At 71.2% G+C, this 17,490-nt stretch carries 18 protein-coding genes; 9 read left to right on the top strand and 9 right to left on the bottom strand.

Features of this window, described 5'->3' with window-relative positions; all coding sequences use genetic code 11:
• From VFR64_05060 to VFR64_05070, 3 genes are all read left to right on the top strand, one after another.
• On the top strand, nt 1-206 hold a 206-nt coding region (locus VFR64_05060; GenBank protein ID HET9489110.1), incomplete at its 5' end, for an SH3-like domain-containing protein.
• On the top strand, nt 203-568 hold the full coding sequence (locus VFR64_05065) for a nitrile hydratase accessory protein (protein HET9489111.1): 366 nt from the start codon (nt 203-205) through the stop codon (nt 566-568). The genes VFR64_05060 and VFR64_05065, both read left to right, overlap by 4 nt.
• An 83-nt stretch (nt 569-651) precedes the next feature.
• Nucleotides 652-2,166 carry an alkaline phosphatase D family protein gene (locus VFR64_05070; protein HET9489112.1) on the top strand — a complete coding sequence of 505 codons (1,515 nt, stop codon included), beginning with the start codon at nt 652-654 and terminating at the stop codon, nt 2,164-2,166.
• Here VFR64_05070 and VFR64_05075 read toward each other — a convergent pair.
• Nucleotides 2,163-2,849, bottom strand: coding sequence for an outer membrane beta-barrel protein (locus tag VFR64_05075; protein ID HET9489113.1), 687 nt, complete (start codon nt 2,847-2,849; stop codon nt 2,163-2,165). The genes VFR64_05070 and VFR64_05075 overlap by 4 nt on opposite strands.
• 69 nt (nt 2,850-2,918) lie before the next feature.
• Between VFR64_05075 and VFR64_05080 the strand changes: the two genes are divergently transcribed.
• Genes VFR64_05080 through VFR64_05090 form a run of 3 tightly spaced genes read left to right on the top strand, consistent with a single transcriptional unit; the run spans nt 2,919 to nt 6,091 of the window.
• Nucleotides 2,919-3,968, top strand: coding sequence for an LLM class flavin-dependent oxidoreductase (locus tag VFR64_05080; protein HET9489114.1), 1,050 nt, complete (start codon nt 2,919-2,921; stop codon nt 3,966-3,968).
• Between the two features lie 12 nt (nt 3,969-3,980).
• Nucleotides 3,981-4,658 carry a carboxylesterase gene (locus VFR64_05085; GenBank protein ID HET9489115.1) on the top strand — a complete coding sequence of 226 codons (678 nt, stop codon included), beginning with the start codon at nt 3,981-3,983 and terminating at the stop codon, nt 4,656-4,658.
• A complete protein-coding gene (locus VFR64_05090; GenBank protein HET9489116.1) occupies nt 4,655-6,091 on the top strand; it encodes a hypothetical protein in 1,437 nt (478 codons plus the stop codon). The genes VFR64_05085 and VFR64_05090 overlap by 4 nt, the downstream gene beginning before the upstream one ends.
• A gap of 4 nt (nt 6,092-6,095) precedes the next feature.
• Here VFR64_05090 and VFR64_05095 read toward each other — a convergent pair whose 3' ends face one another.
• From VFR64_05095 to VFR64_05115, 5 genes are read right to left on the bottom strand one after another with little or no spacing between them, the layout of a single operon-like run.
• On the bottom strand, nt 6,096-6,803 hold the full coding sequence (locus VFR64_05095) for an SCO1664 family protein (GenBank protein HET9489117.1): 708 nt from the start codon (nt 6,801-6,803) through the stop codon (nt 6,096-6,098).
• Nucleotides 6,784-7,380: a DUF3090 family protein gene (locus VFR64_05100; GenBank protein HET9489118.1), complete on the bottom strand. Its 597-nt coding sequence runs from the start codon at nt 7,378-7,380 to the stop codon at nt 6,784-6,786. Before VFR64_05100 ends, VFR64_05095 begins: the two co-directional genes overlap by 20 nt.
• On the bottom strand, nt 7,377-7,988 hold the full coding sequence (locus tag VFR64_05105; protein HET9489119.1) for a histidine phosphatase family protein: 612 nt from the start codon (nt 7,986-7,988) through the stop codon (nt 7,377-7,379). The genes VFR64_05100 and VFR64_05105 overlap by 4 nt, the downstream gene beginning before the upstream one ends.
• Before the next feature lie 25 nt (nt 7,989-8,013).
• Complete coding sequence (locus VFR64_05110; protein HET9489120.1) at nt 8,014-10,020, bottom strand: VWA domain-containing protein; 2,007 nt, start codon at nt 10,018-10,020, stop codon at nt 8,014-8,016.
• 4 nt (nt 10,021-10,024) lie between these two features.
• On the bottom strand, nt 10,025-11,416 hold the full coding sequence (locus VFR64_05115) for a magnesium chelatase (protein HET9489121.1): 1,392 nt from the start codon (nt 11,414-11,416) through the stop codon (nt 10,025-10,027).
• Between the two features lie 116 nt (nt 11,417-11,532).
• On the opposite strand from VFR64_05115, the gene VFR64_05120 reads away from it, so the two are divergent.
• The 3 genes from VFR64_05120 to VFR64_05130 all read left to right on the top strand — a co-directional run bounded on the left by VFR64_05120 (nt 11,533) and on the right by VFR64_05130 (nt 15,093).
• The gene (locus tag VFR64_05120; protein HET9489122.1) at nt 11,533-12,114 is read left to right on the top strand and encodes a hypothetical protein; all 582 of its coding nucleotides are present in this window, start codon (nt 11,533-11,535) and stop codon (nt 12,112-12,114) included.
• A gap of 145 nt (nt 12,115-12,259) precedes the next feature.
• Nucleotides 12,260-13,777, top strand: a complete 1,518-nt coding sequence (locus VFR64_05125; protein HET9489123.1) for a tetratricopeptide repeat protein — start codon at nt 12,260-12,262, stop codon at nt 13,775-13,777.
• Nucleotides 13,774-15,093 carry a hypothetical protein gene (locus tag VFR64_05130; GenBank protein ID HET9489124.1) on the top strand — a complete coding sequence of 440 codons (1,320 nt, stop codon included), beginning with the start codon at nt 13,774-13,776 and terminating at the stop codon, nt 15,091-15,093. The genes VFR64_05125 and VFR64_05130 overlap by 4 nt, the downstream gene beginning before the upstream one ends.
• A 3-nt stretch (nt 15,094-15,096) precedes the next feature.
• Here VFR64_05130 and VFR64_05135 read toward each other — a convergent pair whose 3' ends face one another.
• Genes VFR64_05135 through VFR64_05145 form a run of 3 tightly spaced genes read right to left on the bottom strand, consistent with a single transcriptional unit; the run spans nt 15,097 to nt 17,453 of the window.
• A complete protein-coding gene (locus VFR64_05135; protein ID HET9489125.1) occupies nt 15,097-15,711 on the bottom strand; it encodes a DedA family protein in 615 nt (204 codons plus the stop codon).
• Between the two features lie 4 nt (nt 15,712-15,715).
• Entirely contained in the window at nt 15,716-16,129 is a 414-nt protein-coding gene (locus tag VFR64_05140; protein HET9489126.1) for a hypothetical protein, read from the bottom strand.
• 19 nt (nt 16,130-16,148) lie between these two features.
• Complete coding sequence (locus tag VFR64_05145; protein HET9489127.1) at nt 16,149-17,453, bottom strand: hemolysin family protein; 1,305 nt, start codon at nt 17,451-17,453, stop codon at nt 16,149-16,151.
• Nucleotides 17,454-17,490: the final 37 nt, after the last annotated feature.

Below are 17,490 nucleotides of genomic sequence, written 5' to 3' on the forward strand. Positions count from 1 at the left end.
CTCGCTACGCCCGGGGCCGGCGGGGCGTGATCTCCGAAGACCACGGCGTGTGGGTGTTCCCCGACACGCACTCGGCGACGCAGGACCCCAGGCCGCAGCACTGCTACAGCGTGCGGTTCACCGCGCGCGAGCTGTGGGGCGCGCAGGGCGGGGCACGCGATCACGTCTACATCGATCTCTTCGACGACTACCTCGACCCGGCATGACGCCTCAGCCCGTCGCGCTCGACGCGCTGCCCCGGATCCCGCGAGACGAGGAGGGGCCGGTGTTCCGGGAGCCGTGGGAGGCCGAGGCCTTCGCCATGGCCGTGCTCCTCCACGAGCGGGGCGTCTTCGCGTGGAAAGAGTTCGCCGAGCGCCTGGCCGCGGAGATCGCTGAGGCCGGGGCCCGGGGCGACGTCGACGATGGCCGGCGCTACTACGAGCACTGGCTGAGCGCGCTGGAGAAGCTGGTGGCCGCCAAGGGGCTGGTTCTCGCCGACGCGCTCAGGACCCGCAAGGATGAGTGGGATCGCGCCGCCCGGGCGACGCCGCACGGCCAGCCCATCGAGCTGCATCGGCTGGCCTGAGCCACTACCCGGCGGCCGCCACGAAGACCGCGAGCCGACGGCGCTTCATCGCGGCGGGCCTGGCCGCGGCCGGAAGCGTCGCCGTGCCGGCCCGGCTTCGCGGGCCCGTCTACGGCCAGCCTTCCGAGACGGCGCGCCCGGCGGTGCCCTGGGGCGTGCAGTGCGGGGAGGCCACGGCGTCGAGCGCGGTGATCTGGAGCGCGACCGATCGCCCGGCCCGCATGCTGGTCGAGTACGCGACCGACGCCCGATTCGGCGGCGCCCGGCGCGTGACGGGCTCCGCCGCTCTCCCCGAGACGGGATACACGGCCCGGGCGCTCCTCACCGATCTGCCGGCCGGACGGGACATCTTCTACCGTGTGGTCTTTCAGGACCTCGGAGATCTCCGAACGCTGAGCGCGCCGGCGAACGGCTCCTTCCGGACGGCGCCGGCCGACGCGCGCTCGGTGAGCTTCATCTGGTCGGCCGACACGGCGGGCCAGGGCTGGGGGATCAACCCCGAGTGGGGTGGCATGAAGATCTACGCAACGATGCGCCGGATGGCCCCCGACTTCTTCGTCCACTGCGGAGACCTGATCTACGCCGACAATCCCATCGAGTCCGAGGTCGCGCTGCCCGATGGACGCGTGTGGAAGAACTTGACGACGCCCGCGAAGGCCAAGGTGGCTGAGACGCTCGACGAGTTCCGGGGCAACTACACGTACAACCTGATGGACGAGCACGTCCGGCGCTTCGGGGCCGAGACCGCCCAGTACGTCCAGTGGGATGATCACGAGGTCACCGACAACTGGTACCCGCAACGGCTCCTGGACGACGAACGCTACACGGTGAAGAGCTGCGCTGTGCTGGCGGCCCGGGCCCGGCGCGCGATGCTGGAGTTCACGCCGCTGGCGCTGGATGCGCGGGACGGCGAACGGCTCTACCGGGCCGTCCGGCGCGGGCCCTTGCTGGATCTCTTCCTGCTCGACACGCGCAGCTACCGGGGCCCCAACTCCGACGATCAGCAGGCTCGGCTCGGCGATGAGGCGCGCCTGCTGGGTGCGGCCCAGAGCCGCTGGCTCGAGCAGGAGCTGCGCGCATCGCGAGCGACCTGGAAGGTGATCGTCGCCGCCGCGCCGCTCGGCCTCATCATCCACCACGACTGGCGCCGCCGGTGGGGTTCCGACGGCGTCGCTCAGGGCGACGGCCCGCCGCGGGGGCGGGAGCTGGAGATCGCCGATCTCCTCCGCTTCATCAAGGACAATGCCGTCCGCAACGTGGTCTGGATCACGGCCGACGTGCACTACTGCGCGACCCACCGGTACGAGCCCGCCCGGGCCCGGTTCACGGAGTTCACGCCGTTCTACGAGTTCGTCTCCGGGCCCCTGCACGCCGGGGGATTCGGCCCCAACGCGCTCGACGACACCTTCGGCCCCCGGGTGGTGTTCGCCCGGCCCCCCGCCCGCGTCAACGCGCCCCCCACCGAGGGCGGTCTCTATTTCGGCCACGTCGCGATCGACGGCCGCAGCGGGGTGATGACGGTCAGCCACCGCGATGTCGCCGGCGCCGTCCTTCACCAGGCCCGGCTCGTCCCGGAGGGGCCGGCGGCGCGGAGCTAGAACCGGATGGAGACCCCCATCAGGATGTGGTGGGTGTTGAGCTTCGTGTCCACCCGCTCCTCGATCGGGCCGAAGTCGGAGTCCTCGTCGGTGTCGATCGGCAGGTAAGTGAAGCGGTACTCGGTGAACACGCCCACGCGGGGGTGGAACTGCCAGGCCAGGCCGGCCCGGACGTCCAGGCCGAGCTCGACCGAGTCGAAGCGCAGCTTGCGCGCGAGCTCCGGACGGAAATCCACGGTTGTGTCGTAGTAGGCGATCGACGGCCCCACACCGACGTACGGCTGCAGCCGTCCTCGGGGGATCTCGTCGGTGGCCAAGAGCGGCAGTCGGAACATCACCAGCACCGAGAACGGCACGATCCGGAACCGCACGTCGGCGGCGTCCGCCTCGAAGGTCGACAGGTCCCCGGCAACCCCGAGCCAGGGGACCGGGTCGATCCAGTAGCCGCCCCGCACGCCGAAGGTGGCCGACAGGTCGAAGTCCGCGTTCCGGGTCGCCTCCGTCTCGGGGCCGCAGACGGCGAAGAAGAACCCCACGTCGCAGTCACGCTGTCCCGCGGTCACCCGCGCCGACTCCGTCTGGGCCGCACCGCCGTACAGGTCGAGGAAGGGCTCGGCCAAGGCAGGACGGCCGCCGAGTAGCACTGCACCGGCGGCGAGGATACCCGCGAGCAGGATGGGCATGACCCTGATGCCACGATCCTGCGCCGGGCTGCCGCGAGGGGTCAAGGAATTGTTGTACACTCCCGTCCCATGAAGTTCTCGCTCCAGCTGCTGCTGACGTTGCGGGACACTCAGACGCACGGCGAGGTGTACGCGCATGCCCTGGAGGAAGCCCGGCTGGCCGAAGCCGTGGGCTTCGATGCCGTGTGGCTGGCCGAGCATCACTTCTCCCCCTACGGGATCTGCCCGTCCCTGGGCGTCCTGGCCGCGGCCATCGCGCGGGAAACGCGCCGGGTGCGCATCGGGACGTCGGTCGTCATCGCGCCCTTCGCTCACCCGCTGCGCATCGCCGAAGAGTGGGCCATGGTCGACATCCTCTCCGAGGGGCGGCTGGAGTTCGGGCTGGGCCGGGGCTACCAGCCCAAGGAGTTCGCCGGGCTCGGGATCTCCATGGAGCACACGCGGGAGCGCTTCGAGGAGTGCATGGAGGTGATCCGCCGCGCGTGGACCGAGGAGCGCGTCGTCTTCGACGGCCGGTTCTACCAGGTGCCGGGGATCACCGTGTTCCCCAAGCCGCTCCAGCGACCGCACCCCCCGCTGTGGACGGCCGCGGTCTCCCCCGACACGTACCGCCTGGCTGCCCGGCGCGGCTTCAAGATCCTGACGGCACCCTCGTTCACGCCCTGGGAAATCTTGAGAAAGAACTACGATGCCTATCTGGACGAGTGGCGGGCGGCTCACGGCGGCGACGGCGGAGCCGAGATCGCCATGAACAAGATCATCTACGTGGCCGAGTCGTCCCGGCGGGCCCGCGAAGAGCTCCGGGAGCCGATCCGCTGGTTCTTCGCCACGCAGGCCGGGCTCATCGCCGACGCCGAGGGCGTGCCCCCCGACCAGTACCGATTCTATCGCCGCGTGCGCGAGAACCTGCTGGCCTTGACCGACGAGCAGGCGCTGGACCAGGCGGCCATCGCCGGCGACGCCGAGGAAGTCGCCGACAAGATCCGGGCCCACCACGAGGCGCTGGGGATCACGCACTTCATGGGCTCCTTTTCGCGCGGCATGGCGGATCAGGCCGCGGTGTTACGCTCCATGCGCCTGTTCGGGGAGAAGGTCCTCCCGCGCTTCGCCGGCGCCTGATCGCACCACCCCGTGGCTGACCTGCGCGAGACCGTCGAGATCGAGACGGGCCGGGCGCCGCAAGCCGCCGTCATCTGGTTGCACGGCCTCGGCGCCGACGGTCACGACTTCGAGCCGATCGTACCCGAGCTCGACCTGCCCCCCACCGTGCCCGTCCGGTTCGTGTTCCCCCACGCGCCACTCCGCGCGGTGACGGTCAACGCCGGCATGGTCATGCGGGCCTGGTACGACGTGCGCGACGCCGGTGGCGAGCGGCGGGAGGACGCGGCAGGCGTGCGCGCCTCGGGCGAGCGGATCGAGGCGCTCATCGCCCGCGAGCGGTCGCGGGGGGTGCCGGCCGCCCGGATTGTGCTGGCCGGCTTCTCGCAGGGCGGGGCCATGGCGCTGCACACCGGGTTACGCCACGGCGAGCGTCTGGCCGGCATCCTGGCGCTATCCTGTTTCCTGCCTCTGGCCGACACGCTGGCCGCCGAGGCCAGCGCGGCCAACCGCGACACGCCGATCTTCCTGGCCCACGGTACCCACGACCCGCTGATCCCCCTCGCTCGCGCCCGGCGCGCGAAGGCGGTGCTCGAGAGCCTGGGCTATCTGGTGGAGTGGCGGGAGTACGCCATGCCCCACGCCGTGTGCGCCGAGGAGATCGCCGACATCGCGGGCTGGCTGCGCCGGGTCCTGACCGGGCCGGCGTGAGCGTTCCCGTCGTCCTGCTCCACGGCTACTCCGACGCCGGTCCCTCCTTTCGCGCCTGGCGCGAGGTGCTGAGCGCCCACGGTTACAGCCCGCGCCGCGTGCACGTGAGCACCTACAAGACTCTCACCAACGAGGTGACCATCCGCGATCTGGCCGAGGCCTTCGATCGCGCGCTGCGCCTGGAAGCCGGGCTGGGCGACGATCAGGCCTTCGACGCCATCGTGCACTCGACCGGCATGCTGGTCATCCGCGCCTGGCTCACCCAGTACGGCGGCCGCGCACGTCGGCTCAAGCGTCTGGTGGGACTGGCTCCCGCCACCTGGGGTTCGCCGCTGGCCCACAAGGGCCGCTCCTGGATGGGCGCGATCTTCAAAGGCAACAAGGACCTGGTCGCTCCCGACTTCCTGGAAGCGGGCGACGCCGTCCTCGATGCGCTGGAGCTGGGGAGCCGCTTCACCTGGGACCTGGCCAGCCTGGACCTGCTCGGCCCCGATGTCTACTACGGTCCCGACGGCCGGACCCCGTGGGTCTTCATCGTGTGCGGCATCGAGTCGTATTCGGGGCTGCGCGCGGTCGTCAACGCCCCGGGCACCGACGGCACCGTCCGGTGGGCAGGCTGCGCGCTGAACACGCGCAAGATCGTCCTCGACCTCACCCGCGCCCCCCGGCGGCGGGCGGCCCGGGACCGGGCCCTCATCGCTCCGTGGCGCCACGTCGACAGCCCGCTCGTGCCCATCGCCGGCGTCAACCACGGGACGATCCTGACCCAACCCGCCAAGGGCGACGGGCTCGTGGATCTCGTGCTGCGCGCGCTCACCGTGTCGACCCGCCGGGAGTACGAGGCCTGGCAGGCCGCCGCGGCCCGGCGCACGGCGGCGGCCCGGGCTCAGCTGCGCGACGAGCGGGGCGAGTGGCAACAGTTCGTGGTGCGCGCCCTGGACGAGCGCGGAGATCCCATCCCCGACTACCACCTGCAGCTGGTGACGCGCGACGAGAACCCCTTGCGGGAGACGGCCGCCTTCGAGACCGAGGTGCACGCCTACCAGACGGACCCCAGCTTTCGCTGCTTTCATCTCGACCTGCGCCGGCTCCGGCGGATCGACCGTGGCCGGCTTCGGGTCCGCGTGCTCGCCTCGTCGGGCTCGACGCTGGTCACCTATACCGGCTTCGGAAGCGAGAAGCTCACCGCCGCCGGAGCCCAGGCCGACGGCAAGTGGGACGCCCAGCTCGACATGGGGCGGGTGCTGGGCGACGAGCGGGTGAAGCTCTTCTATCCGCTCACCACGACGATGCTCGAGCTGCGGCTGGACCGCGAGCCGCTGCCCCTCGGCACCCGCACGCCGCCCGCGATCTTCCGCTTCGTCGGCCTCGACGCCCTCCCTCCGCCGCCCCCGCCGCCGCGCGTGGATCCCGACCGCATCCAGGCGCCGTGACGCTCTACACCAGCGGCCAGGGGTAGCGGTAGGCGCCGTCGTCCTCGGGGAAGCGAGCGGCCTTGACCAGCGCGCGCGCCCGCCTCAGCAGGGCCTGCCGCTCGAGCGGGTCGAGCAGCTCGGCCAGGGCGGCGGGCAGTCCCGCCCGTTGCAGGCGCCTGACGTCGCCGAGGATCGGGCCCGGGACCGCCGTGCCGCCGAAGTCCCAGATGACGGTGCGGAGCTTGGGCTCGGCATGAAAGGTCAGCGCGTTGTCGATGGCCCAGATCCGGCCGTCCGGCCCCAGCAGGCAGTGACCGCTCTTGCGGTCGGCGTTGTTGGCGAGCAGATCGAAGGCGCAGATCCGCTGCAGCCGGTCCTGGTGGCTCTCCGCTTCCCGTAGCGTGAAATAGTGCTCGGCGAAATCGGCCTGCACGAATTCCTGAAGCGACCCCTCGCCGAACGGTCCCTCGCGCAACACGGTGGGCGGCACGACGGCCCAGCCCAGCGCCTGGGACAGCTCCCAGGCCGCGACCTCGCGACGGAACAGGCTGGGTGGAAAATCCCACAGCGGCCGCTCGCCGCGGCCCGGCTTGTAGACGGCGAGCAGTGCCGTCCCTCCGGCCGTCACCTCGACGAGGTATGTCGCGTTGCTGCTGCGGGGCATCCGTCCCCGCACCGTGATCTCGCCGCGGGCGAGCAGCTCCAGCGTCTCAGCGGTGGAGGTGCCCATTGCTACGGGGACAGACGTGTCCGGACGGATCCATGGGCAAGGCGCAGAGCACGCACTCCGGGCGGCCCGCTTCCATGAGCTCGCGGGCCCGCTCCACGAAGGCCGCGGCCTGGGCCCGGGTGATGAGAAAGCGGGCCCGGGCCCCGGCCTCCTCGGCGGCTTCGGCCTCGGCGGTGGCTTCGCCGGCCACGCTGACCTCGGCCTCGAGCCCGGGCTCTTCGGGCTCGGCCTCGCCCTCGACGGGATCCTCGGCCTCGTCCTCGATGAGCTCGCGCGCCTCCACGACGATCCGATCGCCATCGGCGTCGTAGCCGGCGGCGATCGAGCGCACCGCCCAGGCCGGCTCCAGGGGCTGCAGGAGCGTGGCCTCGGGCGGCGCCTCGCTCGTCGCGGTCGCCAGGCTGGCCAGGAGCGTCGCGAGGTACTCGCCGAGCGCCCGGACCTGCTCCTTCTCGCACTTCAGGGTGCAGACCTGGCCATGCTGCCGACCCTGCATGTAGAAGACGCGCTGGCCCGGCTCGCCGACGGCGCCGGCGGTGAAGTGATCGGGATTGTCGAGCTCGAACGAGTCGCTCACGCCCGCCCCAGCCAGGTGAGGTCGCCGTCGCCCGAGTTCAGGGTGAGCACGCGTGGTCCGTCGGGCCCGTAGGCGATCGCCGTGACCGACGCCGGCGCGATGACGATACGCTGGAACAGATCGAGCGGCGCGCCCACCGCCTGCGCGGCGGCGGCCTTGATGGGATCGGCGTGAGAGACGGCGATGATCGTCGCTCCCGGGTGGCGGGCGATCAGCGCGGTGAGGGCGCCCGTCACGCGCGCTTGCATCTGGGCGAACGACTCGCCACCCGGAAAGCGGAACCCGCTGGGGTGGCGCTGGACCGCGGTCCACTCTCGCTTGCGTCGCGCCCGGGCCAGCGAGATGCCCGTCCACGCGCCCACGTCCAGCTCGCTCAGACCAGCCTCCACGCGCAGGCCCACGCCGCGGGCGCGGGCGATCGGACTCGCCGTCTCCCGGGCCCGCTCGAGGGGCGAGGAGTAGACGGCGGCCACCCGGGGCAGGCGCGCCAACCGCCGCGCCACGCCCTCGGCCTGGCGCCGACCCTCGTCGCTCAGGTGCAGCCCGGGCGCCCGGCCCGGAAGGCGACGACCGGTGGAGCCGGTGAGCGCGTGGCGCACGAGGAGCACCAGGGTGGGGCGGATCGCCGAGCGCCTAGGCGAGGCTTCGGCGGCGGGCGGTGACGTAGTCGACCACCACGTACTCACCGAGCCGGTCAGGGGCGGCAAAGAAGGCGCGGCCGCGGTTGAGGCGGGTCATCTCCTCGACGAACGCGGTCAGCCACGGGGTCCGCTCCAGCATGAAGGTGTTGATGGTGATGCCGTCACGGGTGCAGCGCCGCACTTCGCGTAGCGTCTCCTCGACCGTGCGCCGGGTCGGGGGGTAGGCGAAGTCCGCCACGTCGCCCTCCATGTGGGCGGTCGGCTCGCCGTCGGTGACCATGATGATCTGCCGGGTGCCGCCCGCGTGGCGGGCCAGCAGTCGGCGGGCCAGCATGAACCCCGCGTGCATGTTGGTGCCGACGTTCCACTCGCTCCACGACAGCGCGGGCAGCTGGTCGGGCGTGAATTCCCGCGCGTAGAGCGAGAAGCCCACGATGGACAGCGCGTCCCGGGGGAACTGGCTCCGGATGAGCGCGCTCAGCGCGAGCGTCACCTTCTTGGCCGGCAGGAAATACCCGTTGTTGAGCATGGACCGGCTCATGTCGAGCATCACCACCGTCGCGGCCCGGCTGCGCAGCTCGGTGCGGAACACCTGGAAGTCACCCGGTTCCAGCGCGACCGGCGTGCCCGGCCCGCGCCGCTCGATCCCGCGCATCACCGTGCCCTTGAGGTCGAGGAGGAAGGGGTCGCCGAACTCGTAGGCCTTGCTCTCGTCCATCGGGTCGCCACCGGCGCCCCGGCGGGCCACGGCGTGGCCGCCCACGCGGTCGCGCTTCAGGCGGAGGAAGATCTCGCGCAGCGCTTTGTCGGCGATTTTCCGGATGGCTCGCGCTGTCAGCCTCAGCTCGTCGCCATCGCGTTCCAGGTACCCGGCCTCCTCCAGCTTCCGGGCGATCTCCTTGAGCCGCTCCAGGTCCTCGGCGGCGTCCTCCCCGAGCAACCGCTCCAGGCGCTCCCGGGGAATGGCCTGCAACTCCTCCAGCGCCCGCACGTCCTTCAGCTCGCGCTCGAGCTGGTCCAGCTCCTGCAGCTCCTCCATGACCCGCATGGCCTCGGCGAGCGTCATCTCCTCGTCGCCCCGGAAGGGATAGCGCTGGACGAGGTTGTCCATCGGCAGGAGCTCGCTCAGGTGCATCGAGAGCTGGGAGAGGGCGGCCTCCAGCCGCTCATCGCGCATGAACAGCGAGCGCATCAGCTCGTCGAGCTGACGGCGCTGCCCGGGCGACAGGCTGCGGAGCAGCGACTGCATCCGGGCCATCTGCTGGCCGAGCTGGTCCAGGAGCTGATCGAGGCTCTCCGCGCCCGGGAACCGATCGCCCCACTTCCGGCGAAAGGCCTCGAAGTCGGGCTCCCGGCCCTCGGCCCGCTCGCGCAGCATGCGGTTGAGGTCCTGGAGCATCTCCCGCAGCGACTTGAGATCGGCGGGCGTCAGGCCCGAGAGCGCCCGCTGCATGCCCTGCAGGAAGGGCTGCAGCGCCTGCTCGCGGAGGGAGGCCAGCAGCTCCTCGAACTTGCGGCGGGCGTCGGGATCCACGAAATCGTACTTCTGTAGCTCCCGGATTCGCCCGGCGGGGTCGGGCGGCAGCGCATCCAGCGCTTCGCGGTTACGAGCGGCGAGACGCTCGAACTTGCCGGCCGGCCCCGGGGGGACGTCGCCCCGTTGGGCGCCCTGGCGCATCTCGCTCAAACGGCGCTCGATTCCCTCGCGCTCGGTGCGGACGATGTCGTCCAGTCGGCGCTTGATATCGTCCAGGCTGGAGCCGAGATCGTAGCGACCCAGCCGTTGCTGGCGGCTCTGCCGCAGCCTCTCCAGGAGGTCCTTGAGCCCGGGCAGCCGCTGTCCCTGCGGGGGCTGCAGCCCCTGGCGCATCAGGCGCTGCAGCGCGGTGCGGAGGTCGCCGTGGGAGAGCACATCGTCCGCCATCTCCTCCAGCACGGCGTCGGCATCGAGCTCCGGCAGGTCTTGCGATCCATCCCAGCGCGAGTAGCGGATGAGCACCGGCTCAGCCCCGATAGCGGGCGTGCCCGGACTGGAGGTCCTTGTTCAGCTTGCGATTGAGGTGCAGACCTTCCAGGACGAACTCCATGGCGGCCGCCAGGCTGGCGGGATCGGCGGCGCCCAGCTTGGCGGCGGCCGCCCGTAGGGGCGCGATCTCGCCGAGCTGTCGCACGTACTCGCTGGTGGGCATCATGTCGGAGACCTGCACGGTGAACCCGTTCTGGAAGGCCGCCACGACCGGCTCCAGCTCGGCGGCCGCGAAGCTACGGTTGAAAACGTTGAGCACGGCCCGCTGCACGAGCTTGCTCAGCACCTTGTCCTCGCTGGCGTCGCCGACCGCCTCCAGCTCGATCTTGCCCGCCGTGGAAGCCACCAGCGCCCCGAGATCGCTCATCCGGGGCACTGCTTCGCCCTCGCCCAGCCGCACGGCCCGCTTGAGCGCGCTCGAGATGAGATTCTCGTAGTTGCAGATGGTGACCCGCACCGACACGCCCGAGCGCTGGCTGATCTCGTTGGACCGCCGGGCCAGATGCGTCAGCTCGGCCACCACCTGCTTCATGTAGTCGGGGCTGCGCGTCTCCACGCCGTCGGTGGGGAAGGCGGTGCGCTCGGCCTCCATGATGTGGATCTCGTCCTGGAGCCGCCGGGGGTAATGCGTCCGGATCTGCGAGCCGAACCGGTCCTTGAGCGGCGTGATGATCCGGCCCCGGTTCGTGTAGTCCTCAGGGTTGGCGCTGGCCACCACGTAAAGGTCCAGGGGCAGCCGGACCTTGTAGCCGCGGATCTGGACGTCGCGCTCCTCCATGATGTTGAGGAGGCCGACCTGAATGCGTTCGGCGAGATCGGGCAGCTCGTTGATGACGAAGATCCCGCGGTTGGTGCGGGGCAGGAGGCCGTAGTGGATGGTCAGCTCGTCGGCCAGATACCGGCCTTCGGCGACCTTGATGGGGTCGACCTCGCCGATGAGATCGGCGATCGTGATGTCGGGCGTGGCCAGCTTCTCGCCGTAGCGCCGGTCCCGGCTGATCCACACGACCTCGGCCCGGTCGCCCTTCTCGGCCAGGCGCACGCGGCAGGCCGGACAGATGGGGGCCAGGGGATCATCATTGATGTCGCACCCGGCTAGCGCGGGCACCGTCTCGTCGAGCAGGCCCACCAGCGCGCGGGCGATGCGCGTCTTGGCCTGGCCACGCTCGCCCAGGAAGATGATGTCCTGCCCGCTCATGACGGCGTTCTCGATCTGCGGGACGACGCTGTGATCGTAGCCGACGATGCCGGGCAGGAACGGCTCGTCACGGCGCAGTCGCGCCATGAGATTGTCGCGCAGCTCCTGCTTCACCGACCGGCGGCGATAGCCGCTTTCGCGAAGTTCTCCGACCGTGCGGGCGCTCGCCATGAAGTTCCTCGTCACTATGCGACCGCGCGGAGGCTCTGTCAACACAGAGGCGGTCGCCTGGCGTATGATCCCCGCGTGTCCGTCGCCCAGCCCAACCCAACGCGAGGAGCCTGCGCATGACCGTGCCCGTGGATCCCAACGAGGTCCTCATGACCGGAGAGAACTCGTTCGTCCGGCTCAGCCCGGACGGCGGCAAGACCCAGACCGAGCGCTTCAGCCACTGGCGCGTGCTGTGGTGCCCCGCCGGCGTGGGCCATGTGCTCTCGGTGCACAGTCGCCTGCTCGGCGAGGAGGTCCGCGTCTACAGCGACAACATCGCGGTGGCCCGGTGGCTGCAACGCACGATCGAAAGTCTTCTCTACCCGCCGTTCGCGGACACCTCGCTGCCGGTCCTGCCCGCGCGATTCGAACGCGCGGGGGATCCCCGCTCGTCCGCCACCGAGACCGTCACCGGCGCCGCGGACACCGTCCGTCTCACGTGGTACGACTTCATCGAGCCCTTCGTGCTCACCGCTCCGCCCGGCTTCAACAACCGGCCTCTCGGGGTCTTCAGCACGTTCTTTCCGGCGCGGGCCGCCCAGGCCGAGATCAACGGGCGCATCGCCGCCGGGCAGCCGTGGGCCGAGATGCGGGGCGATCGCCAGGGCTCGAGCTGCTGTCTGGCCTGGTCGGAGAGTTGGGTCCGGCCGCGCAAGTAGTGGACGCTCCCGTGTCACGAGGACACGCGGCCAGCCGGTGGCGTGGCTTCCGCGGCCGTCCTCGACATCGGGTTTGGTGAGGCGGCGCCCTCACTTAGTGGCCGGCCAGCGGGTTGGCGTGTGAATTGCTCGGATGCCGTTCGCCATGCCTGCGGCTCCCAGCGCCCGCAACATCCGTCTGGTGCGCGCCCGCCGCCTCGCCTCGCACGCGAGCCTGCTGCTCGTCGTGGCCCTGGTCGTCTTCTGGGTCCTGGCTCGCCAGCACGCGCTGCGCATGGACGCCATCTTCTTTCAGCCGTCCTGGCAGGGCATCCGAGGACTGATCGCCTACGCCACGGGCGCCTACGGCTCGGCGGCCGGCGCCTATCGCGCCCACCTGCGCGGTGTCGTGGAAGCCGGGGGTACCGCCGGCGATCCCTGGACCGACGCCGTGCTGGTCGGCCGGCTGGATCGAGCCGAGCTCCTCGCGCGCGCCGAGATCGCCCGCGGCGCCGACCAGGTGACTCCGGCGCTGGCGCTCGGCGAGATCGCGCTGGGGCGCGGGCGCCCCGACGACGCCCGTCGCCATCTGGAGCGGGCGCTGCGGACCTGGCCCGACCATCCCGACGTCCTGCTCCTGGCCTCAGTGGCGGATGTCGTCCGTGGCGCCGACGACGAGGCCGTGCTGGCCGTGCGGCGTGCCCTGCGCGGCGAACCGGCGGCGCCGCACCCGGTACCTTTCCTGAGGATCCTCGCGCTGCTCGGCGAGCTCGATGCCGACGGGCAGGCGTCGCGGCGCCTGGCCCTGCGCACCCTGTACCACCTCTATCTGTTTCGCTTCGACCCGTCCCAGGCCCGGTCGGTCGTCACCTACGCCGAGCGCGCCCTGGCGGCAGGCGACCGGCCGGCCGACGCCTCCATGGCCCTGGGTGTCCTCCACGCCCGCCAGGGCCAGCGCGACCGCGCGTTGAGCGAGCTTCAGCGGGCCACGCAGACCGATCCCCGCCACGCCGAGGCCTATCGGCTGGCGGCCTCGCTCTACGGCGAGCGAGGAGATCTGGCCGGCCAGTACCGCATGGCCCGCGCCGCCTTCGAGGCCGCCCCCGACGACCCGGTGTACCTCGAGGCGCTCGACCACCTCGTCGCCGAGCGCCTGGGCGACCCCCGCGTGATCGTCGAGGTGATGGAGCGGGCGCTGGAGTTCCCGGTCCACCGGCTTCGGGCTCATCGCCGACTGGGCCACGCCTACGCGTTCATCGGCGACGAGGAGCGGTCGCTGTCGCACTACCGCGCAGCCATCGAGCTGCAGCCGGGCGATGCGGTGCTGCACGAGCAGCTCGGCCTGGCATTGTTTCGCCTGGGGCGCACGGAACAGGCCATGGAGGCGTATCAGCGCGCGATGGCGCTGGCCCCCGAGGATCCGGCCCCCCGCCGGCTGCTCGGCGACCTCTATCGCTTCACGGGGCGAGATCGGGACGCGGTTCGCGAGTACCAGCTGGCACTGGGGCTAGGTGCGGGCGTGGAGGGCCTGGCCAAGCTCTGTGACACGCACTACGCGCTGCTGGCCCTGCAGGAAGCGTTGATCTGCTACGAGACGATCCTCGAGCTCGACTCCCAGAATCTGTTCGCCAAGGGCGTGGTTCCCGAGATCAAGATGATGCTGGGCGAGCGGCCGGGGCAATGACCGCAGACCTGCTGCGCCGCGCCTGGAGCTCGATCCTCTTCCCGCACGCCCTGCTCGGGATCCTGGCCCTGGCTGCGTTCCACGCCCAGAGCACGTATCGCATCCCCAACCTCCTCGGCGTGCTGGCCCTGCCCGTGGTGGGCGTCACCCTGGCCGCGCTGAGCATGGTGATCCTGCTCACCCGCCTGGGCGATCGGGCGGTCCGGAAGGCCGGCCACGGTCACCGGACGCTGCTGCGTCTCGTGGTGCTCGTGGCCCTGCCGCTGGCCGCCGGCTCGCTCCTCGTTCCCGTCGGTATGGCCGACCGCGCCCTGAGAATGTTGCTGGTCTCCGGCTCCCTGGCCATCGCGTACCTGACCGCCGTCACCGGCGTCGCCCGTATGGCAGCGCCCTCGCTGGTGGGGGGCGTCGGTCGCGCGCTGCGCGCCGTCGAGCACGTCCTGCTGCTCATCGTCGGCGCCTTCGTGCTCTACGGCCTGGTGTGCTACGTCAACGGGGCGTTCGATCGCTCGGCTCCGGTCGAGGTGCACACGCAGGTGGTCCACATCGGTCGCGCCGAAGCTGCCTTTCACGAGGTCTTGCGGTACGCCTGGACCGACTTCTGGTCGTGGACGCCGTCCGGGGGCGCCGAGCGCGTGCTCCTGTCGGCGTCGGAGCGGGCGACGCTCTGGCCTGGCCAGGGGGTGATCATGGACGTCAGGGCCGGCGCGCTCGGCATCCCCTGGGTGACGCGGGTGCGGAGGGACGAAGAATGGCAGTACCGCCGGGTGCTGGAGATCGCGCCTACGGCGGCGGGGGCCAGGAAAGCGCTCGTCGACCTCTACATCGCCCGGGGCCGCTGGCCGGAAGCCGCCGCCGCGGCGCTGGAATACCGGCGTCACTACCCCAAGGACTACGAGTACCTGCGCCGGGTGGCCAGCACGTTGATGTTCGTCGGTCAGGAGGCCGCGGCGGTGGCCCTCGTCGAGCCCTTCGCCCGGGACTCGGCCCACCCCGAGGTGCTGACCATGGCCGGCTGGGCATTGCACCGCGCCGCCTGGCGGACGGCGCCGGCGACGCCGGGCGGGTCCCTGCCGGAGCAGAGCGCCCGCGGCATCGCCATGCTGGAGAGGTCCAGTCAACTCGATCCCGGCAACCTCTGGACCCAGTACTACCTGGGTTGCGCCTATCGCGACGTCGGACGGCTACCGGAGGCGATCGCCGCCTTCCAGCGCGTGCTGGATCGCGTGCCGATCCACGCCGACGCTCAGCGGCAGATCAGCGCGCTCCGGGGACGGCTCAAGGCGTCGGCGCCGGCTCCGGCCGCGCTCCAGTAGAGCTCAGCGCGCTCGCGAGGCTGCGCGGCGCCAGCGAAACCAGATGATGACGAGCGCGATGACGATCACGCCGACCACCACGCCGACGCGTCCAACCCACTGCTCGGCGATCCGCCAGGACGCCCCCAACAGGTAGCCCAGGGAGACGAGCGCGACGGCCCACAGCACGGCCCCCACGATGTTGAAGGCGAGGAACCGCAGATACGGCATCCGCGACGAGCCGGCCACGAAGGGAGCCAGGGCCCGGACGAACGCGATGAAGCGCGAGAAGAGGACGGTCTTGCCGCCGTGGCGCTCGAAGAGCTCGTCCAGGAGTTGCAGCCGGCGCCGGTGGAGGCCGAAGCGATTGCCGTGGCGCAGGAGCCAGGGGCGCCCCAGCCGGCGGCCGAGCTCGTAGCCGATGCTGTCCCCGAGCACCGCACCGGCTGCAGCGACCGCGATCGTCTCGGGCAGCTCGAGCACCCCTTCCCAGGCCAGGAAGCCGGCGATCAGCGCGATGGTGTCGCCGGGGACGAAGAGGCCCACGAACGCCGAAGATTCCAGGGTCGCGGCCACGAAGAGCAGCGCGTAGGACCAGGAGCCGACCCGGGCGAGTAGCTCCAGGAGATAGTCGACCATCTCCCTACGTCGGGACGAGGAATACGCGGGTGCGTCGAACCTCGATGCCTTCTGCCGGCCCGTGACCGGGGCGGGCCACCACGAGGCGCAGGCGCCGGCGCGCCGTCACGATCACCGCTTCGGCGCGGTCGGGCACCACGTACCAGGCCCGGTCACCCGGGCGCAGGTGCCGGCTCACGCGGACGCCGACGGCGCCGCTCACGGGACGCCAGCGCAGCCGCAGCGGCGGCACGAGCGCGAGCAGCCCGGCCACCGCCGCCGACAGCACCATCTGCGCCTGCAGGGGGAGCGTGAGCGCGGAGGCCAGCAAGGCCCAGAGCGCGAGCCAGGCCCCCAGCGCGTCGAGCCACCGGAGGTAGCGGACACGTGAAGCCCAACGTGCGACCGCGTCAGGGAGGGGTCGGATCGGCGTGCGCATCGGAACCGTCGCCCCTTCATTATGACAGCGGCCAGCGCTCGGCTCTGACCTTTCTGATTCGCGGCCCGCTCATCTCGACGACGGTCCAGCGATAGCCGCCGGCCGTCGCCGAGGCGCCCCGCGCCGGCACCGTCTGCAGCGCGTGCAGGATGAAGCCAGCCAGCGTCGAATAGTCCGCGGACTCGGGCAGCTCGGCCCCGAGGGCCTCGCGAACCTCGTCGAGCGGGGCCGCGCCGTCCACCAGGTAGGAGCCGTCGGGGAGTCGGGAGACGTAGGCGGGCGTCGACTCGTCCTCTTCGCGAATCTCCCCCACGATCTCCTCGAGCACGTCTTCGATCGTGACCAGCCCGGCCAGGCCGCCGTACTCGTCCACGACCAGTGCGATGTTCTGGCGGGCGCGCTGGAACTCCTGCAGGAGGGCGCTGATCCGCGCGGTCTCCGGCACGAACAGCTCCGGGCGGGTGAGCTCGGCCAGGTTGATGGGGCGGCCGAACGCCACCGTCCGGATCAGGTCCTTGATGGTCACGATCCCCGAGAGGTGCTCCAGCGAGCCCCGGTACACGGGAATCCGCGACTTGCCGATCTGCGCCACGCGGGGGAGGATGTCCTCGGCCGGGGTGTCGATGTCCACGCCCAGCACGTTCACGCGCGGCACCATGATCTCGCGCACCGTCGTGTCCGCGAACTCGAAGACGTTGTGCACCAGCTGCTCCTCCATCTTCTCGAACACCCCCTTGGCGGCGCCCTCCCGGAGCAGGTACTTCACGTCCTCCTCGGACACGAATGGCGACTGCGGCGTGGCGCCCTGGCCGAGCAGCCGGAGCACGACCGTGGTCGAGACAGCCAGGAAGCGGACGAGGCCGGAGACGATGCGGCTGATCCATGCGATCACGGGCGCAGCCCGGCAGGCCAGGGCCTCGGGGTTCCGGAGGGCGAGCGCCTTGGGGGTCAATTCGCCCAGGATCAGCGCGAAGTAGGTGATGGCGAGGATGGCCATGCCCAGCGCTACCGGCCGCGCCCAGGTCGGGGCACCGGGGATAGGCAGGGCAGCGAGCCACGGCGCCACCTTCTCGGCCGCTGCGGCGCCGCCCACCGCCGAGGCCAGCGCGCCGACCAGCGTGATGGCGATCTGGATCGTGGCCAGGTAGGTCTCGGGGGACTCCTTGAGCTTGATCGCCGTGCTGGCGCCGGACACTCGCCGGGCGCGCAGCTGCGCGAGCCGGGCGATGCGGGAGGAGACCAGCGCGATCTCGGATGCGGCGAAGAACCCGTTGGCCAGGATCGCAACGAACACGAGCATGAGTTGGACCCACAAGGTATCCATGCCGGTATTATGTGGGGGGAGGAGCCGCCATGCTGGG

Source organism: Candidatus Methylomirabilota bacterium (genome assembly GCA_035709005.1).
In the GTDB taxonomy this organism is placed as follows: Bacteria; Methylomirabilota; Methylomirabilia; order Rokubacteriales; family CSP1-6; genus 40CM-4-69-5.

Coding starts and splice junctions, on each gene's coding strand:
- VFR64_05065 (HET9489111.1), top strand. CDS start 203: ATGACGCCTCAGCCCGTCGCGCTCGACGCGCTGCCCCGGATCCCGCGA.
- VFR64_05075 (HET9489113.1), bottom strand. CDS start 2,849: ATGCCCATCCTGCTCGCGGGTATCCTCGCCGCCGGTGCAGTGCTACTC.
- VFR64_05080 (HET9489114.1), top strand. CDS start 2,919: ATGAAGTTCTCGCTCCAGCTGCTGCTGACGTTGCGGGACACTCAGACG.
- VFR64_05095 (HET9489117.1), bottom strand. CDS start 6,803: ATGGGCACCTCCACCGCTGAGACGCTGGAGCTGCTCGCCCGCGGCGAG.
- VFR64_05115 (HET9489121.1), bottom strand. CDS start 11,416: ATGGCGAGCGCCCGCACGGTCGGAGAACTTCGCGAAAGCGGCTATCGC.
- VFR64_05120 (HET9489122.1), top strand. CDS start 11,533: ATGACCGTGCCCGTGGATCCCAACGAGGTCCTCATGACCGGAGAGAAC.
- VFR64_05125 (HET9489123.1), top strand. CDS start 12,260: ATGCCTGCGGCTCCCAGCGCCCGCAACATCCGTCTGGTGCGCGCCCGC.
- VFR64_05130 (HET9489124.1), top strand. CDS start 13,774: ATGACCGCAGACCTGCTGCGCCGCGCCTGGAGCTCGATCCTCTTCCCG.
- VFR64_05135 (HET9489125.1), bottom strand. CDS start 15,711: ATGGTCGACTATCTCCTGGAGCTACTCGCCCGGGTCGGCTCCTGGTCC.
- VFR64_05140 (HET9489126.1), bottom strand. CDS start 16,129: ATGCGCACGCCGATCCGACCCCTCCCTGACGCGGTCGCACGTTGGGCT.
- VFR64_05145 (HET9489127.1), bottom strand. CDS start 17,453: ATGGATACCTTGTGGGTCCAACTCATGCTCGTGTTCGTTGCGATCCTG.